We start from the raw sequence: 22,532 nt of genomic DNA, 5'->3' as shown, positions 1-22,532 counted from the left end.
CTTAAAGAACACGTGATACCAGCAATAGTTTAAGAAAAGCGAAAACATCATTGCTGCATAATAACCGGGCTTTAGCAATTTGAAACTGGCTGATCGACGCGTTTATGGTGGGAGCCGGTAATCCTGAAAATTGGACAATCTGTATTTTTCGGGCTTTGATCGGTTGAGCGCATTCCCAAATAGAATCTGGAAAAAGGTCAATGCTATCCCGGAAGCAACGCTTCAATTAAAAGATGATTATGTCTCAACGTTGTCGCTTTCAGTGAAGGATTTTTTACAATTTATAGTAACTATTGTTCAACCGTATTAACATAATCAGGATACCGCTGCAAAGTCCTCGGAAGGATTGCTTAGTGGTAAAGTAAATATAATGCTTGTACCTTTCTGCTCGAGGTCTTCCACCCAGATGCTGCCCCCATGGCGAACAATAACCTCTGCGCAAAGATACAGCCCTATTCCAAGGCCATCCACTTTCAAATTTGTATTGGCCCTGTAGAACTTCTGGAATACTTTTTTACGGTCTCCTGCAGGTATCCCTATCCCATAATCCCTGACCATGAACCTGATCTGATCAAGACCTGTGGCTATGGTAATTTCCAGGTTCGGTTCATTTTCAGAATATTTGATGCCATTGTTAATCAGATTGGTAATGACCTGTGCAATCCTGTAACGGTCAGCATCCACTAAAACTTCATCCGCATCAGCATCCACTTTGATCTGGGCATTGATGTGAATGACCATCGCATTGTCCGCCATCTCATCGGCAAGCCTGCGAATATCGAAAGTTGATTTTGCCAGATTAATTTCTTTTAGTTTTGCATTGACCGGTAAGGCCATCTCCCCTAAAAGACGGTTGATCCTTTCGGTTGATCCCAGTGCCCTGGTCACGATACTGGAAGCTCTTTCATCATTTCGCGACTGCAACAGACGCTCCAGTAATTGCAAGGAAGCCCTTACAGTAGAAAGTGGCGTTTTCAGTTCATGCATGGCCACATTCAAAAGCTCATCACGTAGTATTTCCAGATCTTTCTTACCAGTAATGTCTAGTGTGGTTCCCAACATCTCATATGGTATGCCATTTTCATACAGAACCCTACCATTTGCCTCAATCCAGTAAATGACGCCATCAGGATGCTTTACCCGGTACTCTGACCGGTAAAGCTGTTGCTCTTTTATCGCGTATGAGACCCTGGACTGCATTTCAGAAAGATCCTCTGGAAGTATGCAACTTAACATGTCAGCATAACTAAATGCTGTGGACGGATCCCATCCGAAATTTTTCTTACACTGCTGGCTGCAAGCCATAAAGTTGCTATCCGCCAGATTCACTCTCCAGAAACCCATAGACACCTGTGCCAGGGCAATATCCAGATGCTCGTCAGAGATATTAAATGTTTGATCTGCGTGGGGAAGTTCAGCACTCATAACTAATTTGCGAATATTTTTAGCAAAAGTACAACATTAATGTGAATTTCCTAACACAACATGGTACGTTAAATTAGATAGCTAAACTATTTATCCTAATCATCAAGGAAAAAAAACTGGTTGGCAAAGAAAGGTGATCTTGTAAAATAATTGGATGATCTGGTGCCACTACACATCACTGCTTGAGTATAAAGTCCATTAAATAAAATGTCCGCAATCAGCTAATCCGACTCATCTGAATCATACGGGAGCCTGGGCCCTCAATGGCATCGTTCATTTGGACTGCGCAGAAACCTGCGTCTTTAAAAATACCTAACCTAAATTTGCTTTTCTTAACAGACGGGTATCTTAAACGTAAATTTTGCTCCACGCTCGCCTTGGATCTGCTCAGCCATGATTTCTCCCTGGTGTAATCGGATAATCTCCGCACAGATAAAAAGTCCTATGCCAAAGCCCGCTACTGTATAATTTTTTTGATTTCGACTTCTGAAGTACCGGTTAAACAATTTGTCCTTTTCCTCTTCCAAAATCCCCATTCCCCTGTCCCTGACGCTCAACAGAACATTTCCATCAATAAGTCCAAAGCTGACGTTCACCTCCGAGCCCATTGGCGAATACTTGATGGCATTGCTTATTAGGTTGTGCGGTACCATTTCAAGCCTATCCTTATCTGCATTAACGGTTACCGATTCCATTTCATTAAAGGTAATCTTATGGGTTGAAATTTCATTGATGAACTCCTGTTTACAATCCTCGATGAGTGAAGCAAAATCGAACTCACTCTTTTTGATTACCATTTTGCCTAGTTCGAGTCTGGAGACATCGAGAAAACCCTCTATCATCCTACCCATTTTTTCCAACTGTCGCTGAATCTTTTTGCAGATTGGAGTAAAGTCTTGCGTTTCTGCTTTCAATGCTTTGTGTACTAAAATCTGGGTAAACCCGCCGATTGAAGTCAAAGGGGTTTTAAGCTCATGGCTGATCATGGATATGAACTCATTTTTCCTGTTTTCTTCTTCCATTTGTCGGCTTACGTCCATCACCACTGCATAAATCGACCGGGGAAATCCATCGTTATCCTTCCGGACTTTACCTACAACCCGCATCCATTTTCTTTCTCCAGATATCAAATGCCGGATGGGATACGTAGTGTCCACCGGAGTGCCATACTTTGCTGACCGGGCAAGTACCTGGTTTACTTCTTCCCTGTACTCTGGTTCCACAGCATCGGTGACCATTTCCCAGTTGATCTCTCCCGATATCGGCAGTCCATAGTGGTTACGATATTCCCTGGACATCTCAGCTTTTAGCGTCGCGATATCAAGGCTGCAGCTTCCCATCTCAGCTGCGTCAAAAGCGGACTGAAGCTTCTCGTTGCTGGAAATAAGATCAGCATGGGATTTAGTAAGTGCTGTATTGATCAACACCAGCTCAGCCATCCGTTTTTTTAGTTCGCTAATTTCAATTCCGGTGCAGATGTAACCTAAAAACCGCCGCTGTTCGTTGAACCTCGGGGTTCCCTTGATCTTTAGCCAGCGAAAAGCCCCGTTTTGATCCATCATCCTAAACTCAGAGCTGAATGCACTTTGTTCTGATATCGCATCGTAAAGCGCTTTTTGAACGGATTTTATATCATCAGCATGAATGGCATCTTCCCATTTAAATCTTCCCTTATCAGGCATCTCCTCCCCCATATATCTAAGCCAGGCGGGGTTTCGGTATTCCATATTTCCGAAATTATCCACAATACTGATCAGGATGTCTGTATCATCGGTCATGCTGGTAAAAGCCATCTCTAGGTCTAAAACGGTAGCCTCATCTTTTAATGGTGCCCCGACACCGAAATTGATGATAATGGCGGCAAGCTCATGATCTTTTTCAATGGTATTATAGCACACCCCGGTAAATCTATTGGCAAAATCATCTTTGGCCTTCTCGCTCTCGAGGATCGCATGATTATCAGAAAACCACGTGTCCATACCATACAAGTGCGAAAGGGACTTACTGTTCCATGTTTCTAATACCGTTTCCAGGGAATACTTAAAATTATCCCCAATGATTTTATCAGCAATACCTCGCAGGCATTGCTGAAAGTGATGATTGACCATCAGTACTTTATTTTCGGGCGAAACCGTCATCAAACAACTGGGAATTAGGCTCATGGTATCCGCCAATTCATTTAACGAAGGTGTTTTCATAGGTAGGTCGATGTTTTTGGCTGCAATTAATCGTATCAGGTAGCTGGCCGATATTTTACAGTTATAAAAAATTATTGTTCTCAACTAACCAAGAAACCCTAATGAAAGTTTGCGGAAAGTTTCTATAACTCCTTTTGACAAACCAAGTATTTGTCGCCCTCTAGTGAAGACCAGCATAACAATCATTTTTCCACGTTGCGTATTTTTATTAATAAGCCTGATTCGAGAATTTCACTCCTATAGCCATTATAACTCACGCTTTATTGTTGCAGACTTTATTCAATTAGCAAACTCTATACGGTTCTTTTAATTTTAAACAAAAAAGTAATAGTATTTTACAAGAGATGCTTGACTTGTCGAAAAGCACCTCCGTCAGAATGAGTGTTAGCGTATTACACTGATTGTTCAAACCTAAAAAAGTCCCTGACCTCGTTCTAAGCAAAGACCGTTACCGCAGTAAGATCTGATTAATGAGAGATAGCATCCTGGTCTTTGTTTTGCTATTTTAGCCGCACGAATGATTGATCCCTTGCAATATGAGACTCACGACCTGCTGATCCACCCCTTCAGACCGGAAGACCTGGAAAATTTTGAAAAGCTGGCAGTTGATATTTTTTCAATTCTTTCAGATGAACAAACCTTAAGATATATACCTGAAAAACGCTTACATAACATTCAGGACGGGGAACTTTTCCTCCAAACTATGGTAATGAACTACCATGCCGGATTCAATTACCTGCACTTTATCACCGATAAAAAGCGGGACAATGTTATCGGACTTATCAACCTCATATCTCCGTAAGTTGCCAAAAAGCATTACAAAATTGCAAGCTACCCTTTCTTTATTGAATTCTCTCTTGCTGCAATGGAAACCGGATGTTATATTATGATGGAAATACTCCCACCGCTCATCGACAATCTGCTTTTGCAAGGCATCACCAGGATTGGCGCAGTAGTCAACAGGGATAACACCGCGACGAGAAAACTATTGGAAAATGCACAATTTTCATATAAAGAACCATTTGATTCGCTTCAGGATCTATACGAAACTGCGTAGCCCTCATCACTTTCTGTAAAAAGCGATGAATATCATTTTATTTGAATGCAGTAATTTTCTTTTCCTCAAGATCTTTCTGTCACTCATTTGTCTATTCGCAGCGTTATAAGCAAATTATTCTTTAGGACTTTGCAGCAAATTGACGGCATATATCAGATAGATTTTACCAAGGTACATTTTATAAAAAGAACTATGGAACCCTGGCAAAGAAAATCTGGTAAGCGTGATTATAATTGTTGCGGTATGTAATGCCCAGCACGTGGCCGTTTACAATGGCATCCTCTTGTAGCGAGGTATGTTGGATGAGACAGTTTCGATGGCCACGCTAACAGGTGATTAATAAAACCTTTTCGCTACGCATTTTATAGATAATCATAAAGAAGGAGGTATTTTTACCTCCTTCAGATAACCTGCGCTTCCGACAGCTTGGTAAATTAGAAAAGTTGAAATGACGAATTATTAAATGATTCTCGATTTCCCGATTAAACTCATCAATATTAGTTTGTAGTTGATATAGACATTGAAAGGATTTTAGGAGGTGCTTCGCCAAAGTGTTTGGTATACCATTCAACCAGTTTTTCCGATTTGAACTGGCTATTCCCATTTACTCCTCTAATGAATCTTTTAGCAGATTTAGTTCCATCTTCACCAGTCATGGCTTGGCAAATCACATAGTCGACGATGATCTTGTCTTCAGGCTTTGGTCCTCTGTAAGATAAAATTGCCCCGTCTTTTCCAATAATGAATGGTGCAGGATCATTAATTTTTAAAATATTTCGGAATTCAGCTGATGAATCATTATTAACCAGCCTGTTCGTATTTGATGCACTATCTGAACCGATACAAAGTTTAGTAAAAACAACATCAGGATACTTAGCAAAACGTTCCTTCAACAATAGGTATGATTTTTCCTGTTGGGCAGACAGTTTTTTATCCTTCCAAACATATAAGTAAACTGTTTTCCCCTTATATAAGTCGTTAAAAGTTTGAAGTTTTCCATCTGGATCTATCACTTGTATATCAGAAATATGAGTACTGGTGTAGTCATTGTAATTTTTAACTACGAGTTTAGCAATCCCCTTAACCATCATGGTACAAGAACTTGCAAGAACGCAAAAAGAGAAAATAAGAAAGTAAATAGATTTTTTCATGTTCAGAATAATTTGATACGATAAGTACTTTGAATAAGTATGTAGGAAAGACGGCAAGAATCTGATTAAGGTTGCATCATCATTTATTTTTATTTAAAATGGCTCGTATCGAGTAAAATAATTAAACAACCAAGAAGTGGCCATAGATACTAATTTCATCATAATTTTTATGATGGGCCTATCCTCTGCAGAGCTTGATGAAGTAACGGAACGTTTTTATGGCTATTGCGCTTTAATGGTTGAAGAACACAGGTTATCCCCCTGCAACCTCTAATAGGCAGTGCTGCCGAAGCCAGATAGCCCACTGGCTCTTAAAGGGAAGATAAAACGTTATCCCCACAACAACGAGTTATGAGGCAGCGAAGCGCAAAAAGCAAATACGCTACCTGTTTAACATAGGGCTTGCGCGCCAGGTAAACTAATCATTAGCGCTCTTGTATTGCTGCCTCAAACTTCTATTTGGTACCAATTTCTACCTTCCCACCATTCTTAAACAGATCATGAGAGATAAAATATCCATTACTCACTTTGCCGTTCACTTTAATCTGGTTAATCCCCCTGCCCTTACCCGGTTTACTAATCGTTAATAGTTTGCCGCTATTGGTTTTCCATTTAATTTCATCAAAAAGTGGCGCAGTAACCAAATATTCTGCATCAGTTGCCGAAAATGGATATAACCCCAATGCGCTGAATACATACCATGCCGACATTTCGCCGGCATCATCCATTCCCGAAAGTGCCAAACCATCGTCACCAATTCCGTAGAGTTCATTTAAAATTTTATCAATAATTTTTTGTGATTTTTCTGGCTTGCCGATAAAAGTGTAAGCAAAAGGTGCTTCATGATCAGGCTGGTTGCCCTGGCAATACTGTCCGATCATGGTTTCCACATTCCGGGCTATATATTTCGGATTCCAGGGTACGGTAAATAGTGAATCCAGTTTGGATTCGAAACCTTTTGCACCGCCATACAATTCGATTAAACCTTCCATATCATGAGGTGCATAAAACGAAACCTGCCAGGCATTGGCTTCCCTGTACATATATTCATAGTAAGGATATTGAGGGTTAAAAGGTTTGATCCAATCGCCATTTTCCAGTCTGCCCCTCATAAAGCGCGTACCCGGATCGAACACATTTCTATAATTTTTTGATCGGGCCATCAGTGTGCGGTAGTTACTACTGTCGCCTAATTTTTTGGCAATTTGGGCCAGCGAATAATCATCATAAGCATACTCCAGCGTTTTTGATACTCCAGCCTTTGCTTTGGTTTCCACATGCGGATTTTTGACATCCGGATCTGAAATATATCCTTTTTCTATATATTCTTTCACAAACGGACGGGCGCCACCATTTACATTGGCATTTCGCAATAAAATCTGGTAGGTAGCTTTGATGTCGAAGTCATCGATTCCTCTCAAATAAGCTCCTGCAATGGAAGAGGCACCATGGTCGCCATGAAAAAACGTAGGGATAAAACCCGTTTTATCGCCAACATCTTTCATAGATTTAATTACATCTAAAGTCACCTTAGGTGTAATCAGACCCAAAAGCACGTCTTTATTGCGATAGGTATCCCAAAGTGATGGTTCCGTATAATAATTGAAGTTTCCTTTTACCACATTGCGTTTTGCATCTCTAAACTCACCGTTAACATCACTGCGCAAAGCCGGCCATAAAAAAGATCTGTACAGACAAGAATATAACAGCTGCTTTTGTTTTTCCGTTCCACCCTTCACCTGAATGTTAGCTAATAGCGCTTCCCATTTTTCAGTTGCTTCCTTACGGACCTGTGTAAAAGTTTTATTGCCGATTTCTTTAGCGAGATTTTCTTTGGCGTTGGCGATACTTACAAAAGATAAACCAATTTTAAGTTCCACAGGTGCTTTATCACCGTTGGAGAGGTGTACGATGGCATAACCTGAACGTTTTCCAGCATCAGTGATCTCAAGTTTATCTATCTTTCCATTCACTTGCGCATAAAAATATACGTTCTCTCCACCTTGAAAACCCTGTATGGCCGATGGCCCATCTTGCGCAATATTCCAGGTATTAACGCTACTGTTGGCTTTGCCCATACTGAATAGGATTTGCCTGTCCGTATTATCTTCATAAGTGTATTCGTGAAAACCACATCTCAATGTTGAAGTGAGTTTCACATTCACTTGATAGTCATCTAAATATACCTGATAAAAGCCCGGTGCCGCGCTTTCCCTTTTGTGCGAAAACTTTGAACCAAATTTACCTTTCGGATTAGATAGTGGTAAGATGGGAATATTACACAAATTCCAGTGCCCTTTATTGGTGTGTGCAAAACCATAAATGGTATCGTCTTCATATTCATAGCCAGCACCAGAGCCAAATTCTGTAATCGGACTCAACTGCACCATCGCATTTGGTAACGAGCTGCCCGGAAAGGTTAACCCTGCCCACGATCGCCAACCTTCAGGTAACTCATATCCCAGGATTTTAGGATCAGTTAAAGGCGCAGTGCCGATAAAAGTATTTACATACTGTGTTAATTTGGTTTGCGCCTGTGATTCCTGAAGAATCGCAACAATCAATATTAAAAGAATGGTAGAGGATTTGGTTAGCAACTTCATTACATAAAACGTTTTAGTGTTTCGCCAAATATATAAATTCTATCACGCTGATGCATAAAATATCATAATAATTACGGTATAGGTTATCAGAATTCGTCATTGCAGGAAAGGACTAAGACGTGAACTTTCATGCTAGCGATTCTGCTCATAAAAAATTGCTTACCGAAAAGTGGAGACAGGCTGGCTGCTGAAAAAAACTTCTTTTAGCGATACCTATATAGGTGATAATCAATATATTTTTCTATTATACAAACATGAGGGTATATCAGTTTAAAGCATCATCGGCATTTTCTTTAGGTAATTCTCCTAGAGATTTCAACAATCCCAATGCTGAAATTATTGAATAATATGCCAATAATCGAGATGCATTCGCCTGTACGCAACAAAACTATTTAGCTGATAATCTATATCTTTGGTTTACACACTAATCAAATAACCACCATGCTTTTAAATTTCAGGCAAAATAGGATTTGCGCCATGTTATTGTGCATAACCTTCTGCTTCACCAGTCAGCTTTTGGCACAGTACAAAGAAAATCCAGCTTTCACAATGTGGGATGTTAAGCCTGCACAGCAATGGATGACCGAGGCCTACCCTATCGGCAACGGTCGTATTGGCGGGATGATTTTTGGTGGTGTTGATCAGGAACACATACAGTTTAATGATAACACACTCTGGACAGGCGATGAAAATGACAGAGGTATGTACCAGGCATTTGGTGATCTGTTTATTGATTTTAATAATAAAGAAAAAAGATTTACCAACTACAGCCGTAAACTGGATATTATCAACGCTATACATACCGTTAATTATACTCAAAATGGTACGCAATTTAAACGTGAGTATTTTTGCAGCTTTCCAGATAAAGTGATGGTGTTGCGTTTTACGGCAAACCAGAAAAAAGCTTACTCGGCAGTGATAGGTTTAAAAGATGCCCACGATGGGATAATTACCGCTAAGGGAAATGCCATTTATATCAATGGTAAATTACCAAATGGCATGACTTACCAGGCTACTGCTGTAATTAAGGTAGAAAATGGAACAGTTGAGTCGATAAAGGATGGTAATAGTGAGCAATTAAAAATAACAAATGCTGACGCTGTTACCCTTATTTTTACTGCAACTACCAATTACATCAATAAACGCGAGCTAAACTGGAAGGGTGAAGAGCCGGCAACAAAAATTGATCGTGTTTTAGATGCGGTTAAAACCAAAAGCTACGATAAACTTTTAAAAACGCATATTCAGGATTATCGAAATTTATATAATCGCCTCGTGATAAACCTGGGAACAAGCGATACAGATACACAAAAACTACCTACCTACCAAAGATTGATCAACTATAAAAAGCAGGCCGATCCTGCACTTGAATCTTTAATTTTTCAATACGGTAGGTATTTGTTGATCAGTTCATCGAGAGCGGGTGGCCTACCTGCCAATTTGCAAGGTCTCTGGAACGAAAGTAATACACCACCATGGGGAAGCGATTACCACTCAAACATCAACATCCAGATGAATTACTGGCTGGCAGAGCCGACCAATCTTTCTGAATGCATGATTCCTTATCTGGATTATATTAACAGCATGCGCGAGGTGAGCGCCATGCATACCCGCAAGCAATATCCAAACACCAGAGGCTGGACGGTTAAAACCGAAAACAATATTTTCGGTGGCATGAGTTTTCTTTGGAATACACCTGGCAGCGCCTGGTATGCACAGGCCCTTTGGGAACATTATGCCTTTACAAAAGACAAAAATTATTTAAAAAATTTCGCTTACCCGATCATCAAAGAAATCGCTGAATTTTGGGATGATCATTTAAAAAGGAGACCTGATGGAACATTGGTATCGCCAATGGGCTGGTCGCCAGAACATGGACCGACCGAAGACGGCGTTACGCATGATCAACAAATTGTGTTTGATCTGTTTACCAACTACATTGAAGCAGCTGAAGTTTTAGGCATTGATACCGATTATAAAAAACATATTGCCGATTTAAAAGCACATTTATTAAAACCTAAAATCGGAAAATGGGGCCAGCTGCAGGAATGGGAAACTGATCGTGATGATCCAAATGACCAGCACAGACACATTTCACATCTATTTGGTTTACATCCTGGAAGAGAGATCAGTACCATTAACACACCAGAACTGGCAAAGGCTGCCAGGATAACCTTAAGTGCCCGTGGCGATGAATCGACTGGTTGGTCGATGGCCTGGAAAATGAATTTCTGGGCCAGGCTACAGGATGGAAACCATGCTTATAAAATCTTGCAAAATTTTATTACGCCCGTTGGCGGCTCCGGGACAGATTATAATAAGGGGGGAGGGATTTATGCCAACCTATTCTGCGCGCACCCACCCTTTCAAATTGATGGAAACTTTGGCTATACAGCCGGCATTTCGGAAATGTTATTGCAAAGCCAGACTGGAGAATTGCAACTTTTGCCGGCCTTGCCAGATAAATGGGCGGTTGGAAATATTCAGGGATTACGAGCCCGTGGAAACTTCGAAATTACCAATCTGGAATGGAAGACTGGTAAAGTTATGGCTGTAGCTATCAAATCATTATCGGACGGGGAATGTATTTTAAGAAGTCCAAATCAGCTAAAAGGAAATGTAAATGGTATAACAGAGAAAATATCAGGTAAAGATTTTAGGTATAGCTTTAAAACGCAGGCAGGAAAAACCTACTACTTTAACTAATTATCTTAGTTCGAACATTACCCTGGCTCACGAAGCAAATTATATTTTGGTATCGTCACTCCCAATTTAATTGGAAATCCTAATGCTATTGCACGGGGCTTTAAGATTCCTGCATACGCGGGAATGACTATAGCACTAATGGATTCTATCAATGATACAGTAGCTTAGGAAGCTTCGCTAAATAGTTAATTTAATTGCTAAAATAGATTATAGTACCTCTGTCCGGCGGTTGATATAAACATTAAGCTAACAAATCTGTTTAAGTTTTCTTACTTCAATTTCGCCATGTGCCAATACAAAGCGGAAACTTAAAAACTCGTCAGTTTCGCTGATCTCTATCTTTTCGATGATACCGCTAAGTCCGTGACCATTGATGATTTCGTCGCCAACTTTTAATTCTAAAAGTGTGGAAGTTGGAAGTTTATCGCTAAGCAACATTGTTCTGAAAGTTTAAAGTGAAGCAGGTTTTTTCACTATTTGAAGTTACTTTAAGGGTACCTTGATGGGCGCGGGCAATTTCCGAGGCAATATACAAACCTAAACCCAGGCCTTTTTGGTTCGGTTCAACTTCTCCACGCGAAAATGGCTGAAACAAACGTTCCATTGCCCCTGCAGGTATCGGTTTACCCGAATTGATTACACACAAAGTAAAGTCATTGCCGGCACTGGTAGCGTTTACTTCTACAATAGAATCAACAGGTGAATAATTAAGCGCGTTTGCAAGCAAGTTAGAAAAAAGTTGCGCCAGTCGTTTTCCGTCAGCATGGATCGGTTGTGCCATATCAAAAGATGCCATAATTTTTCTGGAAGGCCAAATGGCTTGCAGTTCTTCAATTACTTCAGTAAGCAAACGTTCATGATCTTCGTCGCTATTGCGGTTGATGGCAATACCATCTCCCAGACTACCACTGGCAAAATCGAGTATATTATCAATTAAACCATTCATCCTGAAAGAGGCGTCTTTAATGATTTTTGTTAAACGTCTGCCTTTCTCGTCCAAATTCACCCGTGATAAAAGCTGTACGCTGTTTGATATGGCATTCAAGGGATTTTTCAAATCATGTCCAAGTATAGCAATAAACTGATCTCGAACGATAGCAATTTCCTGCTCCTTTTTAAGTTCCTGTTCTGCTTCGGCCACCTTTTCCAGAGCGTCCATGTGGGACGCAATCAGCTTGGCAAACATGGTAAACATCCCAATAATGGCCGGATTCTTGAGCTTGGCTGGTTTGGGGTCTATAGCACAAAGCGTTCCGAAGAAATCGCCGTTTTTGAGAAAAATCGGCATCGAAATATAACTTTGGAAACCATACATTAAGGGCGTATGGTGGCTTGCAAAATCCGGATCTTCGGCAACATGATCGATAATAACCGCTTCCCGGTGCTGCCGGATTTCATTGCAAATGGTAGTTTCGAGCCGAAGTTCGCCTCCGGGCACTAAGCCAAAGTTAATCTCATCTCGAACGACACACGCTACCCATGCATCAGATGTTACGCGGGCAACTGCAGCAAATCCCATGCCTGTTGTGCGGCATACAATTTCTAAAATATGTGATACTGCTGGGATGTTATTAATCGCTTCAATATCAGCCTGAATGTTATATTTGGGATTTTGCAAAGCTTAAATCAGTAAATTTTCAGCAATTTAGCTAAATTTAAGTTCCCAAAGACAAGACTTACTTAAGTTTGCAGTTATTTTACACAGATCAATGTATATCACCAAATTTTGTGGTATCGGGATCACAAAAATATAATGATCTGTGCCATGAGTTGCAGAGAAATTCTTATTTAAAAATCAAAAATTGCATGAATGTAATTACCTGATTTACAGTAGTTATTAGTAATACATACATGCAATTTTAAATTTCACTGTTTATGCTTTTAATAAAGCAGGTTTTTCATGATAAGTTTTCCAGAGCAATTCTCCAAATAAGGTGTTAGACCAGGCAAACCAGGCTCTTGTAAAATTGGCTGGATTATCTTTGTTAAAAGATTCATGCATAAAACCTTTTCCTGCATGTGTTTTACGTAAAGTATCAATACAGTGTTTAATCTCTGCATCATCTTTAGAAGTGAGGGCCCGCATGGTAATACTCATCGGCCAGATCATATCCTGCCCCGCATGTGGACCACCAATACCTTCAGCCGCTGTACCTTTGAAGAAGTAGGGATTATCTTTAGAAAGTGCAAATTTTCTGGTATTTTGATAAATTGGATCTTCAATTTTCATCGCACCCAGATAAGGCAAGCTCAACAAACTTGGTACATTCGAATCGTCCATTAAGTATGAACTGCCAAAACCATCCACCTCAAAAGCATAAATTTTGCCATATTTAGGATGATTTACAATGGCGTGTTTTTGAAGTGCAGCATTTACCTCATTGGCAAGATTTAGCAAATTGCTTTCTAAAGTTCTGTCGCTGTTTAGTGCTTTAATCATTTCTGCAGCCTGCTTTAGGCTCGATACTGCAAAAAAGTTTGATGGAACCAAAAAAGGAAAAATGGTGGCATCATCACTCGGACGGAAGGCAGAACAGATCAAACCAACTGGATTTACCGGAAAACCGTAGCCCGCCATAGGTAACGAATCAGTGGGTCGCGTAGTTTCCCGCTGGAAATGATATGGTCCCTTATCGCTTTTGCGCTGCTGCTCTTCAAAAGTTTTTAAAGTTGCTTCTATTCCTTTCTTCCAATCAGCATCGAAGGGGGTTTTATCACCTGTTTTTTTCCAGTAATGGTAAGCCAGACGGATAGGGTAACATAAAGAATCGATTTCCCACTTGCGCTCATGTACACCTGGCTGCATAGCGGTTTTATCGGTTTTCCACTCGCCTACCTTATTGGCATCGCCATAGAAAGCATTGGCATAAGGATCCTTTAAAATGCATTTGGTTTGGTGAATAATAACGCCGGCAATCAGTTTTTTAAGTGGTTCATCCTCATTCACAAATTGTAAATATGGCCAAACCTGGGCCGAACTATCGCGTAACCACATGGCATCAATATCGCCTGTAATGACATAAGTATCAGGTCTGCCGTCTTTTTCAGCATGATAAACAGTTGTATCTAAGGTATTTGGGAAACAATTTTCAAATAGCCAGGCTAATTCAGGATTTTTAACATTTGCCTGGAAAGTGTTAATGGCCGCATCTACCGCTTTACTCTTAAAATGTCGTTTTGCAGCAGCTACACGTACCACAGGAAATTCAGGCGCCAGATTAGTGGCGAAAGAAAATTTTGATGCAACAACCCCTGCCCCTAATAAGCCTGTGTTTTGTATAAATGTCCTTCTTTTCATTATGATTGATTATGATATTTTGGTTTAATTTTTAGTGAATGTTCCCCGTTACAAGACAAAATTTATCTTACTGGCAGCGGTAGATATTATTCGGTTAGTCTTAAAACAAATATTATCATAATTTTTCGAACATCAAAATCAATATAGTCAATTAAACCATTCCTAAATCGATTTTCTTTTGGATTATACGTAACATTTCATTTGATATTTATTAGTCAATGTCATCAATCAGGCATATAAAATAAAGCAGCGTAATTGTGTTAAAAGAATCAAACCTAATGTTTTTATGTGATAAAGCCGACATTAGCAATGGTGGTTAAGCTATGTTTAACCTTTGTTCCATTTTGATAGCTGGTTTATCTAAAGTTTAGCAAAGTATTTTTTAATTCAGTTTCGCTAAATTCTTTTTCATAAAATTGCCTTGTTGTCTTGTTTACAAACAAGGTAGCAGGAATCGCTCCCAACCATTTTTTGTCAATCCGATTTATATACTGTTGTTGGTTGGTTTCATTTAAAAGAAATACCTCCGCATTGATGTTGTTCTGCTGTACAAATGGAATCACTGTCTTTTGTAATTTTGATTTAAAATCCAGGCTCACCAAAATCACCTTTACCGGCTTTTTTAGATTCGCTAAACGTAATTTCTCGAAATTTGGCAACTCGGCTACACATGGCGAACACCAGGTTGCCCAAAAATTGGTTACATAAGTGGTGTCTTTTCCGTTTGTGATTCGTTTATCCAAATCATTAAGCGTGAGTAATTTTACTTGTGCATGGGCGGAATAAGTAATTAAGGATAGGCAGATTATGAGGAATAGGCGCATAGCTATATAGCGTAAATAATTGGCAATTAGTTTACAGAACATCTGTCTATTGCTTTGGGTTTAAACCCAAGCAATGAATTTAATTTACCGAACCTGATTTAGCCAGCACACGTTGATAGGCAGGTAAAGTCAGATCGTCAACAATTACACCTCTAGCTGTACTGGCATGAACGAAAAAACCATTATTGAGGTATACGCCAACATGATCGACGTCGTTTCCGCCGAAAGAAAAAAACACCAAATCGCCTTCTTTTAAGTTATCTACATTTTTACGCTTTATAACATTTGCCTGATCGCGGGAAATCCTTGGTAGCGTAACTCCATAAATTTCCTTCTCTAGCAAGAAAGCAAAACCGGAACAATCAATACCGTTTTTATCTAAACCTCCGAAACGATATTTTACACCTGTCCAATCGGTAATGAAACGATAAAGCGATTTGCTTTTTAAATTTGCCATTGCATCAGCCGCTTTTGCAGCTTTCGTATCACTTTTAACCGTGTATCTTCTGGCACCGCAGGAAGAAAGCAAGAATATCACGGCTACAAAAAAGAATAAGTTTATTTTGAGGCGGAAGTTAAAAGGCTTAAGGTTTAAGGTTCTTTCCATAGTATAGTATAATAATTGTGCGCGATAAGATTTAAAACCTCATGCCTTAAACCCTATACTCTTCTTAATTCTTGATCAATCGCTGTATTTCATCCAGTTTTAATAAGGCTTCTACTGGTGTTAACGCATTAACATCTAAATTATTTAATGTGTCACGTATTTTTACCAGAATTGGATCATCAATAGCGAACATTTGTAATTGATAAGCCTGGTTCTGTACTTTTTTAATACTGTCTTTTATGCTCTGTCCTTCGGTACGGTCTATTTCTAGTTTTTTCAAAATCTCATTCGCACGGCCTATTAATTTTGTAGGCATACCAGCCATTTTTGCTACATGTATACCAAAACTATGTTCACTGCCACCGGGTACAAGTTTGCGTAAGAAGATTACCTTATTGGTCATTTCTTTTACGGATACATTAAAGTTTTTAATCCGTGGCATGGTGTTGGCCAATTCGTTTAGCTCATGGTAGTGGGTGGCAAATAAGGTTTTTGGTCGCGCTGTAGGGTGCTGGTGCAAAAATTCAGCAATGGCCCAGGCAATTGAAATACCATCGTAGGTACTCGTTCCACGACCAATTTCATCGAGTAAGATCAAACTATCATCGGAGATATTGTTCAGAATACTTGCCGTTTCATTCATTTCTACCATGAAAGTACTTTCGCCAGAAGAGATGTTATCTGACGCCCCTACCCGGGTAAAAATTTTATCTACAATACCTACTTCTGCATCTTTTGCCGGCACGAAAGATCCCATTTGTGCCATTAATACAATTAATGCGGTTTGCCTTAAAATAGCCGATTTACCCGCCATATTGGGTCCGGTAATCATAATAATCTGCTGACTTTCGGTATCAAGATATACATCGTTAGTAATGTATTCTGTGCCAACAGGCAATTGTTTTTCGATTACAGGGTGACGCCCCCCTTTAATATCCAGAACCTTTTTTTCCGTAACTTTTGGCTTGTTATAATGGTTTTTAGCTGCCAATTGCGCAAAACACAACAAACAATCAAGCTGTGCAACCAAATACGAATCCAATTGGATGGGCTTAATGTAACCGGCCGTTTCATACATCAGTTCATTGTATAAGCGGATTTCAATGGCCTGTATTTTTTCTTCAGCACCTAAAATCTGATCTTCGTACTCTTTAAGCTCAGGTGTAATGTACCTTTCAGCATTTACCAAAGTCTGTTTGCGGATCCAACCATCAGGCACTTTATCTTTATGGGTATGGGTAACTTCTAAATAGTAACCAAAAACATTATTAAACGCGATTTTTAGCGATGGAATACCTGTTGCTTCTGCCTCACGCTTCTGAATCTGAACCAGGTAATCTTTACCACCAAAAGCTATTTTACGCAAGCGGTCTAAGTCTTCGTCAACCCCATCAGCAATAACATTTCCTTTGATCAGCAATGCTGGCGGCTCGGCCTGCAATTCCCTTTCTATCCTTTCACGGATCGCCAGACATGGATTTAATTGATCCGCTATCTTAATTAGGAAAGGATTTTTAGATTCTGCAGCCAGTTTTTTGACGGCCTCAATATGATAAAGTGCACGTTTTAAAGCAACCAATTCCCTCGGACCAACCCGCTGCAGGCCTACTTTGGAAATCAAGCGTTCTAAATCTCCAATCTGTTTAATTTGCGAAAGAAATTCTTCCTGTAGCGTTTCGTTTGCTACAAAATATTCAACCATGCCCAGACGTTCCTGAATAGGTTTCAATTCTTTTAGCGGCATAACAATCCACTTCTGTAACAAACGTGCGCCCATTGGCGTACAGGTATGGTCTAAAATATCGAAAAGGGTTACGGCATTATCGTTAGGCGAATTCACCAATTCGAGGTTTCGGATGGTAAAACGGTCTAACCACATATAGCGGTCTTCCTCTATACGGCTAATCGACGTAATGTGCTGCAGGTTGCGGTGTTCGGTTTCACCTAAATAATGTAAAATAACACCAGCTGCAACAATCCCACTCTGTAAACGCTCAACGCCAAAACCTTTCAAAGAAGATACGTCAAAATGTTTCATCAGGGTTTCGTTCCCGAAATCAGCGGTAAAAGGCCATTCGTCTAAACCAAAAGTGTAAAAACGGTCGCCGAAGTTTTCCGTAAAAATTTGTCGCTTTGATTTTTGAAAAATAACTTCTGTTGGTTTAAAGCCTTGTAAAAGTTTATCAATATAATCACTATTGCCTTGTGCAATCAGGAATTCACCTGTTGAGATGTCTAAAAATGAAATGCCCAACTGTGTTTTATCAAAGAAAACACAGGCCAGAAAATTGTTCGATTTCTGGTTTACAATATTATCCCCATAAGCCACGCCCGGCGTAACCAACTCTGTTACACCGCGTTTTACGATGGTCTTGGTGGTTTTAGGATCTTCCAGCTGGTCGCAAATGGCTACACGTTGTCCCGCCCTGACCAGTTTCGATAAATAGTTATCCAAAGAGTGATGCGGAAAACCAGCCAGTTCTAAAGCACCTCCATTGGGGCCGGTACCTCTTCTGGTTAATACGATGCCTAAAATCTGCGCCGTTTTAATGGCATCTTCGCCAAAGGTTTCATAAAAATCGCCAACCCTAAAAAGTAAAAGTGCGCCTGGATACTTCGCTTTTATCGCGTTGTACTGCTGCATTAGTGGGGTTTCTTTATTCGTGTCTTTAGCCAAAACTGATATTAATTTACAAAAGCCATAAAGATAACACGAATAAGCATTTTACAACTGTTTTGTTGAAAAGTTGAAAGATTGTTAAAATCGAAAGGTTAATGGGTTAACCATTTTTTTGAAAATAAAGGGTTCTGTATATTTCGGGGCGCGTAGTCCTGTTAACCGCTTTACTTCGTTAAACTCCGTGCCCGCTCTTACCAGGTTTAGGTAAAATGGTCGGTTCTAATCTAGTTGTATGATCATGCGCTCAATGCTACAGTTAATCAGTTTATACAATTAGCCATTTTTTGAAAATGAATGGTTCTGTGCATTGCAGGGGCTGTAGTCCTGTTATCCGCTTTACTCCGTTACACTCCGTGCCCGCTCCTACCAGGTTTAGATACAAGGGTCTGCTCTAACCCAATTGGACTATACTCCGCTCAATGTTACAGTTAACCAGTTTGTACAATCAACCTTACTAAACAATTCACTTACTTCTCTGTTAATAATAACATAACTTTAACTTAATATTTTCAATATGACGATCCAACTGAACACCGACAAAAATTTAACTATACACCAGGAATACGAGGAAAAAATCAATAACCAATTAAATGAAGGCCTAAGTAGGTTTAGTGATTTAATTACCCGATTGGAAGTTCATCTTTCTGATGAGAATGGCAGTAAAGATGGTTTAGATGACAAAAGATGTTTGCTGGAGGCTAAAGTTGCGGGAAAAGACCCCATTGCAGTTACCAATTTGGGCAATACCTATGATTTAGCCATCACAGGGGCGTTATCAAAATTAAAAAGCGCCTTAGAAAAGGTGGCTGGGAAAATGAAGGCACATTAATCTATTTAAAATTTTAAAAAAACAGTTTCTTAAATAAATAATATCGTCATTTCGAGCGGAGTGAAACGTAGTCGAGAAATCTTAATAACAGATCTCTCCATTTCACTGCGTTACAGTCGAGATGACGATTTTGCTTATATACTAACGTTTTCCAGTTCATCTATATATCCCAAAAACAGATTCAAAGCTTTCTTTCTATCTTCTGTAACTTCAAATTGAAGTTTATGATACAGATAATCTTCCAGGTCGAAATTTGGTGACTCAGGTAATTCTGCTAAAACTTCCTTTCTATGATCTAATCCAAGTTTCAAAGCAGCATTAAATTCAGCTTTAAACTCGTCTGAAATTTTTTTGTTAGCTACCCAGGCGGCATACATGAATGGCAATCCGGTAAGGTTTTTCCATTCCTCTCCCATATCATAAGCATAAGCAAAATCATTTTTCTTACCAAAGGTCCTATCTCCGATCAAAACGAAAGCATCTGTTTTTGCATCAGGATCAGTCGTAAACTCCACTTCTTTTTTCCAATGGAACTTCAACAACACTTTGGCTAAATTATTTGATGTACGCGAGTGGGCATCCAGCCTCACCGTCTTTATTTCGTGAGCTGGAACATTACTAAAAATAAATACAGAGTTTACACCACCATCGCTTCCTATACAATAATCGGCAACAATGTTGGCATTTGGAACCAGCGGAATGGCTGCTACTGGCATTAAACCGATATCCACCTGGTCATTAATTACTTTAGCTGCGCAATCTGAAGGGATGTCTAAACTTAAATCAATTTTATTGATGATATCCGAATGTTTTAATCCGTATATAAAAGCTTTGGTGTTGGTGTAAGCAACTGCCGATATTTTAATCTTATTCAAGGTGTTATGTTTTGCGCCCCGCGTTTAGCGAAAAGCGTGTTATTCAATTATTAAACTGCCTTGGTTCGTGTTTCCACGAACCATCATAAAATTCTATTAATCCTTAGATCCTGAAATACCCGTCCACCCGGGCGGAAGTTCAGGATGGCAACCATGGCGTGTGATTTGTTTCATGGGGAGTAGAACTTAAGCCGTTTATTTACATTGGGTTATCCCATTACCAAACCGTCTAAATGAACTGCACTGTTAAACTCAAGCACCGTAAATTTACCACCTTCGAAACCAATTTTATAAAGAACTGTATTTTGATGGGGAAATTCGGTCATTTCGCTCAATGGTTTTCCTAGCAGTAAGCATAAGAAAACGCGCATGGCCCGACCATGCATACAAAGCAATACTGTTTTTTCTTCTGGCCGGGTCATCAAAACCTCCATAGGCTGTTTTAACCGTTCATAAACATCCTGAACGCTTTCTCCCCCCTCAAAATGAGCGGTGTAATCACCATTCTCCCAGCTTTGTAACATCTCACGAAAAGCCTCACGCGCCTCTTCGGTATTCGGTTTTCCTTCCCATATACCCCATGCAAGCTCATCTAAACCCGAAAGTTTTTCCCAGGGTAATTTAGCGTCAATAAACTTCTGCACCGTTTGCCAGGTGCGTTTCAAATCTGATGTATAAATCTTATCAAAAGGAACATCCTTATATTTTTGATAGAAAGCCTCAGCTTGTGCCCTTCCTAAATCATTTAGATCAGAATTTATTCCCCTGCCCTGTACTATGCCTTGTCTGTTGAGTTCTGTTTCGCCGTGGCGTATGATGTATATTTCTTTCATCTGATAAATTATTGAATGAGGGATTTTTGAATGATTGAACGCTAAATTTAACGCTCAAACCCTCATGCACTCATTCAGTCATTCTCTAATTCAATCCTTAATTCACCACCGGTAATTTATAATATTGCGGTTTTTTCTCTTCCTCAAAAATAACATTATCGAAATCCGTAACTACGTTGTATAATGTATCCCGTTCTATTGCTTTCCTACCTACCTGTTTAATCAGACTGACCAATTCTTTTGTACTCATTGCCGGATTCTGTTCTTCAGCTCCTGCCATAGAGTAAATTTTAGTGGTATCATCCAAAGTACCGTCGATGTCGTCAACACCATAATTTAATGACAACTGTGCAGTTTCGCGACTGATCATGGCCCAATAAGCTTTAATATGATCGAAATTATCCATATAAATCCTGGCAATTGCATAGTTTCTTAAATCTTCAATTACTGAAGACTCAGGCACATTGCTCATTTGGTTATGCTGATTGCGGAATTTTAAAGGAATAAAAGTTTGAAAACCACCTGTGCGGTCCTGCAGTTCGCGGAGCTTTTCCATGTGATCTACACGGTGCCAGTACTTCTCGATATGGCCATAAAGCATGGTTGCATTACTGCGCATGCCTAGTTTGTGCCATTCTTCATGTATATCTAACCACTGCTGACCAGTACATTTATCTTTTGCAATCTGTTCTCTGATTTCTGGGTGAAAAATCTCTGCCCCCCCACCCGGTATCGATTCCAGGCCAGCTTCTTTCATCAAACGCATACCGGTTGCATAATCAATTTTAGCCTTTTTGAAAATGTAATGGTATTCTACAGGTGTCAACGCTTTTACATGTAAATCCGGACGATGCTGCTTAATTGCGGTGAACAAGGCCGAATAAAATGCCACATCATATTGAGGAAGCACCCCGCCTACAATGTGTACCTCTGTTACCGGTTCGCCATCGTATTTTTTAACAATATCAAGCATCTGCTCCATTGTTAAGGCCCAACCTTCTTCTTTTTGTTTAATTAAACGGGAATAAGAACAAAATTTGCAATCGTAAACGCAAAGATTGGTAGGCTCTAAATGGAAATTCCGGTTGAAATAAGTTTTATCGCCATGCTTTTCTTCGCGGATAAAGTTGGCCAGAACGCCAAGATAACCCAGTTCTGCATGTTCGTATAAGTAAACACCTTCATCAAAGGTGATCCGTTCTCCATGAAGAACTTTGTGTGCGATGTTTTGTAATTCAGTTGATAAATTGGTATCAGCTAATATTTTTTCAACTTGCTCAGTTGTATTCATTCCTGATTTATTTTGAACAAAAATACAATAATGAGCCGATCTGAAAATCATTTTCTTGTAACAAACCGCGTTTTTTGAATGTAAATGATATTATTTAACCGCCAATGAACAGTGACACTGATTTCTTTTTAGCGTGAGCTTTGGTATAGGCGTTG

The 22,532-nt window shown here is 39.7% G+C and carries 17 protein-coding genes; 4 read left to right on the top strand and 13 right to left on the bottom strand.

The window, feature by feature from the left end:
* Positions 1-315: 315 nt before the first annotated feature.
* A complete protein-coding gene (locus PGN18_RS04225) occupies positions 316-1,425 on the bottom strand; it encodes a PAS domain-containing sensor histidine kinase (RefSeq protein ID WP_335318109.1) in 1,110 nt (369 codons plus the stop codon).
* A 332-nt stretch (positions 1,426-1,757) separates the two neighbouring features.
* Positions 1,758-3,623, bottom strand: coding sequence for a PAS domain-containing sensor histidine kinase (locus PGN18_RS04220; protein WP_335318108.1), 1,866 nt, complete (start codon positions 3,621-3,623; stop codon positions 1,758-1,760).
* A gap of 517 nt (positions 3,624-4,140) precedes the next feature.
* On the opposite strand from PGN18_RS04220, the gene PGN18_RS04215 reads away from it, so the two are divergent.
* Positions 4,141-4,425, top strand: a complete 285-nt coding sequence (locus PGN18_RS04215; protein ID WP_335318107.1) for a GNAT family N-acetyltransferase — start codon at positions 4,141-4,143, stop codon at positions 4,423-4,425.
* Positions 4,426-4,509: 84 nt separating this feature from the next.
* A complete protein-coding gene (locus PGN18_RS04210; protein ID WP_335318106.1) occupies positions 4,510-4,680 on the top strand; it encodes a hypothetical protein in 171 nt (56 codons plus the stop codon).
* A gap of 497 nt (positions 4,681-5,177) precedes the next feature.
* Here PGN18_RS04210 and PGN18_RS04205 read toward each other — a convergent pair whose 3' ends face one another.
* Positions 5,178-5,831, bottom strand: coding sequence for a hypothetical protein (locus PGN18_RS04205; protein WP_335318105.1), 654 nt, complete (start codon positions 5,829-5,831; stop codon positions 5,178-5,180).
* A gap of 455 nt (positions 5,832-6,286) precedes the next feature.
* On the bottom strand, positions 6,287-8,434 hold the full coding sequence (locus PGN18_RS04200) for a GH92 family glycosyl hydrolase (protein ID WP_335318104.1): 2,148 nt from the start codon (positions 8,432-8,434) through the stop codon (positions 6,287-6,289).
* A 477-nt stretch (positions 8,435-8,911) separates the two neighbouring features.
* Between PGN18_RS04200 and PGN18_RS04195 the strand changes: the two genes are divergently transcribed.
* Positions 8,912-11,140 (top strand): glycoside hydrolase family 95 protein, encoded by a 2,229-nt coding sequence (locus PGN18_RS04195; RefSeq protein ID WP_335318103.1) that lies wholly within the window; start codon positions 8,912-8,914, stop codon positions 11,138-11,140.
* Positions 11,141-11,386: 246 nt separating this feature from the next.
* Here the strand turns inward: PGN18_RS04195 and PGN18_RS04190 are convergent, their stop codons facing one another.
* From PGN18_RS04190 to mutS, 6 genes are all read right to left on the bottom strand, one after another.
* The gene (locus tag PGN18_RS04190; RefSeq protein WP_335318102.1) at positions 11,387-11,578 is read right to left on the bottom strand and encodes a hypothetical protein; all 192 of its coding nucleotides are present in this window, start codon (positions 11,576-11,578) and stop codon (positions 11,387-11,389) included.
* Positions 11,568-12,758: a GAF domain-containing sensor histidine kinase gene (locus PGN18_RS04185; protein WP_335318101.1), complete on the bottom strand. Its 1,191-nt coding sequence runs from the start codon at positions 12,756-12,758 to the stop codon at positions 11,568-11,570. Before PGN18_RS04185 ends, PGN18_RS04190 begins: the two co-directional genes overlap by 11 nt.
* 255 nt (positions 12,759-13,013) lie before the next feature.
* Entirely contained in the window at positions 13,014-14,438 is a 1,425-nt protein-coding gene (locus tag PGN18_RS04180; protein WP_335318100.1) for a glycoside hydrolase family 125 protein, read from the bottom strand.
* 356 nt (positions 14,439-14,794) lie between these two features.
* A complete protein-coding gene (locus PGN18_RS04175) occupies positions 14,795-15,262 on the bottom strand; it encodes a TlpA disulfide reductase family protein (protein ID WP_335318099.1) in 468 nt (155 codons plus the stop codon).
* Between the two features lie 79 nt (positions 15,263-15,341).
* Complete coding sequence (locus PGN18_RS04170; protein ID WP_335318098.1) at positions 15,342-15,869, bottom strand: C40 family peptidase; 528 nt, start codon at positions 15,867-15,869, stop codon at positions 15,342-15,344.
* Between the two features lie 64 nt (positions 15,870-15,933).
* Positions 15,934-18,513, bottom strand: a complete 2,580-nt coding sequence (gene mutS / locus PGN18_RS04165; protein WP_335318097.1) for a DNA mismatch repair protein MutS — start codon at positions 18,511-18,513, stop codon at positions 15,934-15,936.
* A 550-nt stretch (positions 18,514-19,063) separates the two neighbouring features.
* On the opposite strand from mutS, the gene PGN18_RS04160 reads away from it, so the two are divergent.
* Positions 19,064-19,378 carry an HPF/RaiA family ribosome-associated protein gene (locus tag PGN18_RS04160; protein WP_335318096.1) on the top strand — a complete coding sequence of 105 codons (315 nt, stop codon included), beginning with the start codon at positions 19,064-19,066 and terminating at the stop codon, positions 19,376-19,378.
* 134 nt (positions 19,379-19,512) lie between these two features.
* Here PGN18_RS04160 and PGN18_RS04155 read toward each other — a convergent pair whose 3' ends face one another.
* The 3 genes from PGN18_RS04155 to mqnE all read right to left on the bottom strand — a co-directional run bounded on the left by PGN18_RS04155 (position 19,513) and on the right by mqnE (position 22,377).
* On the bottom strand, positions 19,513-20,253 hold the full coding sequence (locus tag PGN18_RS04155) for a menaquinone biosynthetic enzyme MqnA/MqnD family protein (RefSeq protein ID WP_335318095.1): 741 nt from the start codon (positions 20,251-20,253) through the stop codon (positions 19,513-19,515).
* A gap of 209 nt (positions 20,254-20,462) precedes the next feature.
* Positions 20,463-21,086, bottom strand: coding sequence for a histidine phosphatase family protein (locus PGN18_RS04150; protein ID WP_335318094.1), 624 nt, complete (start codon positions 21,084-21,086; stop codon positions 20,463-20,465).
* 97 nt (positions 21,087-21,183) lie between these two features.
* A complete protein-coding gene (gene mqnE / locus PGN18_RS04145; RefSeq protein ID WP_335318093.1) occupies positions 21,184-22,377 on the bottom strand; it encodes an aminofutalosine synthase MqnE in 1,194 nt (397 codons plus the stop codon).
* Between the last annotated feature and the right edge of the window lie 155 nt (positions 22,378-22,532).

It is taken from the genome of Pedobacter terrae (assembly GCF_036946585.1).
In the GTDB taxonomy this organism is placed as follows: domain Bacteria; phylum Bacteroidota; class Bacteroidia; order Sphingobacteriales; family Sphingobacteriaceae; genus Pedobacter; species Pedobacter terrae_C.
Note: the sequence above shows the minus strand (reverse complement) of the source record. Positions and strands in the feature narration are given on the sequence as shown.

Bases quoted from the DNA above. Each gene is read 5' to 3' on its own strand.
- PGN18_RS04195 (WP_335318103.1), top strand. From the start codon at position 8,912: ATGTTATTGTGCATAACCTTCTGCTTCACCAGTCAGCTTTTGGCACAG.
- mutS (WP_335318097.1), bottom strand. From the start codon at position 18,513: ATGCAGCAGTACAACGCGATAAAAGCGAAGTATCCAGGCGCACTTTTA.
- PGN18_RS04160 (WP_335318096.1), top strand. From the start codon at position 19,064: ATGACGATCCAACTGAACACCGACAAAAATTTAACTATACACCAGGAA.
- mqnE (WP_335318093.1), bottom strand. From the start codon at position 22,377: ATGAATACAACTGAGCAAGTTGAAAAAATATTAGCTGATACCAATTTA.
- PGN18_RS04205 (WP_335318105.1), bottom strand. From the start codon at position 5,831: ATGAAAAAATCTATTTACTTTCTTATTTTCTCTTTTTGCGTTCTTGCA.
- PGN18_RS04190 (WP_335318102.1), bottom strand. From the start codon at position 11,578: ATGTTGCTTAGCGATAAACTTCCAACTTCCACACTTTTAGAATTAAAA.
- PGN18_RS04210 (WP_335318106.1), top strand. From the start codon at position 4,510: ATGATGGAAATACTCCCACCGCTCATCGACAATCTGCTTTTGCAAGGC.
- PGN18_RS04225 (WP_335318109.1), bottom strand. From the start codon at position 1,425: ATGAGTGCTGAACTTCCCCACGCAGATCAAACATTTAATATCTCTGAC.
- PGN18_RS04215 (WP_335318107.1), top strand. From the start codon at position 4,141: ATGATTGATCCCTTGCAATATGAGACTCACGACCTGCTGATCCACCCC.
- PGN18_RS04150 (WP_335318094.1), bottom strand. From the start codon at position 21,086: ATGAAAGAAATATACATCATACGCCACGGCGAAACAGAACTCAACAGA.
- PGN18_RS04220 (WP_335318108.1), bottom strand. From the start codon at position 3,623: ATGAAAACACCTTCGTTAAATGAATTGGCGGATACCATGAGCCTAATT.
- PGN18_RS04200 (WP_335318104.1), bottom strand. From the start codon at position 8,434: ATGAAGTTGCTAACCAAATCCTCTACCATTCTTTTAATATTGATTGTT.
- PGN18_RS04180 (WP_335318100.1), bottom strand. From the start codon at position 14,438: ATGAAAAGAAGGACATTTATACAAAACACAGGCTTATTAGGGGCAGGG.
- PGN18_RS04175 (WP_335318099.1), bottom strand. From the start codon at position 15,262: ATGCGCCTATTCCTCATAATCTGCCTATCCTTAATTACTTATTCCGCC.
- PGN18_RS04170 (WP_335318098.1), bottom strand. From the start codon at position 15,869: ATGGAAAGAACCTTAAACCTTAAGCCTTTTAACTTCCGCCTCAAAATA.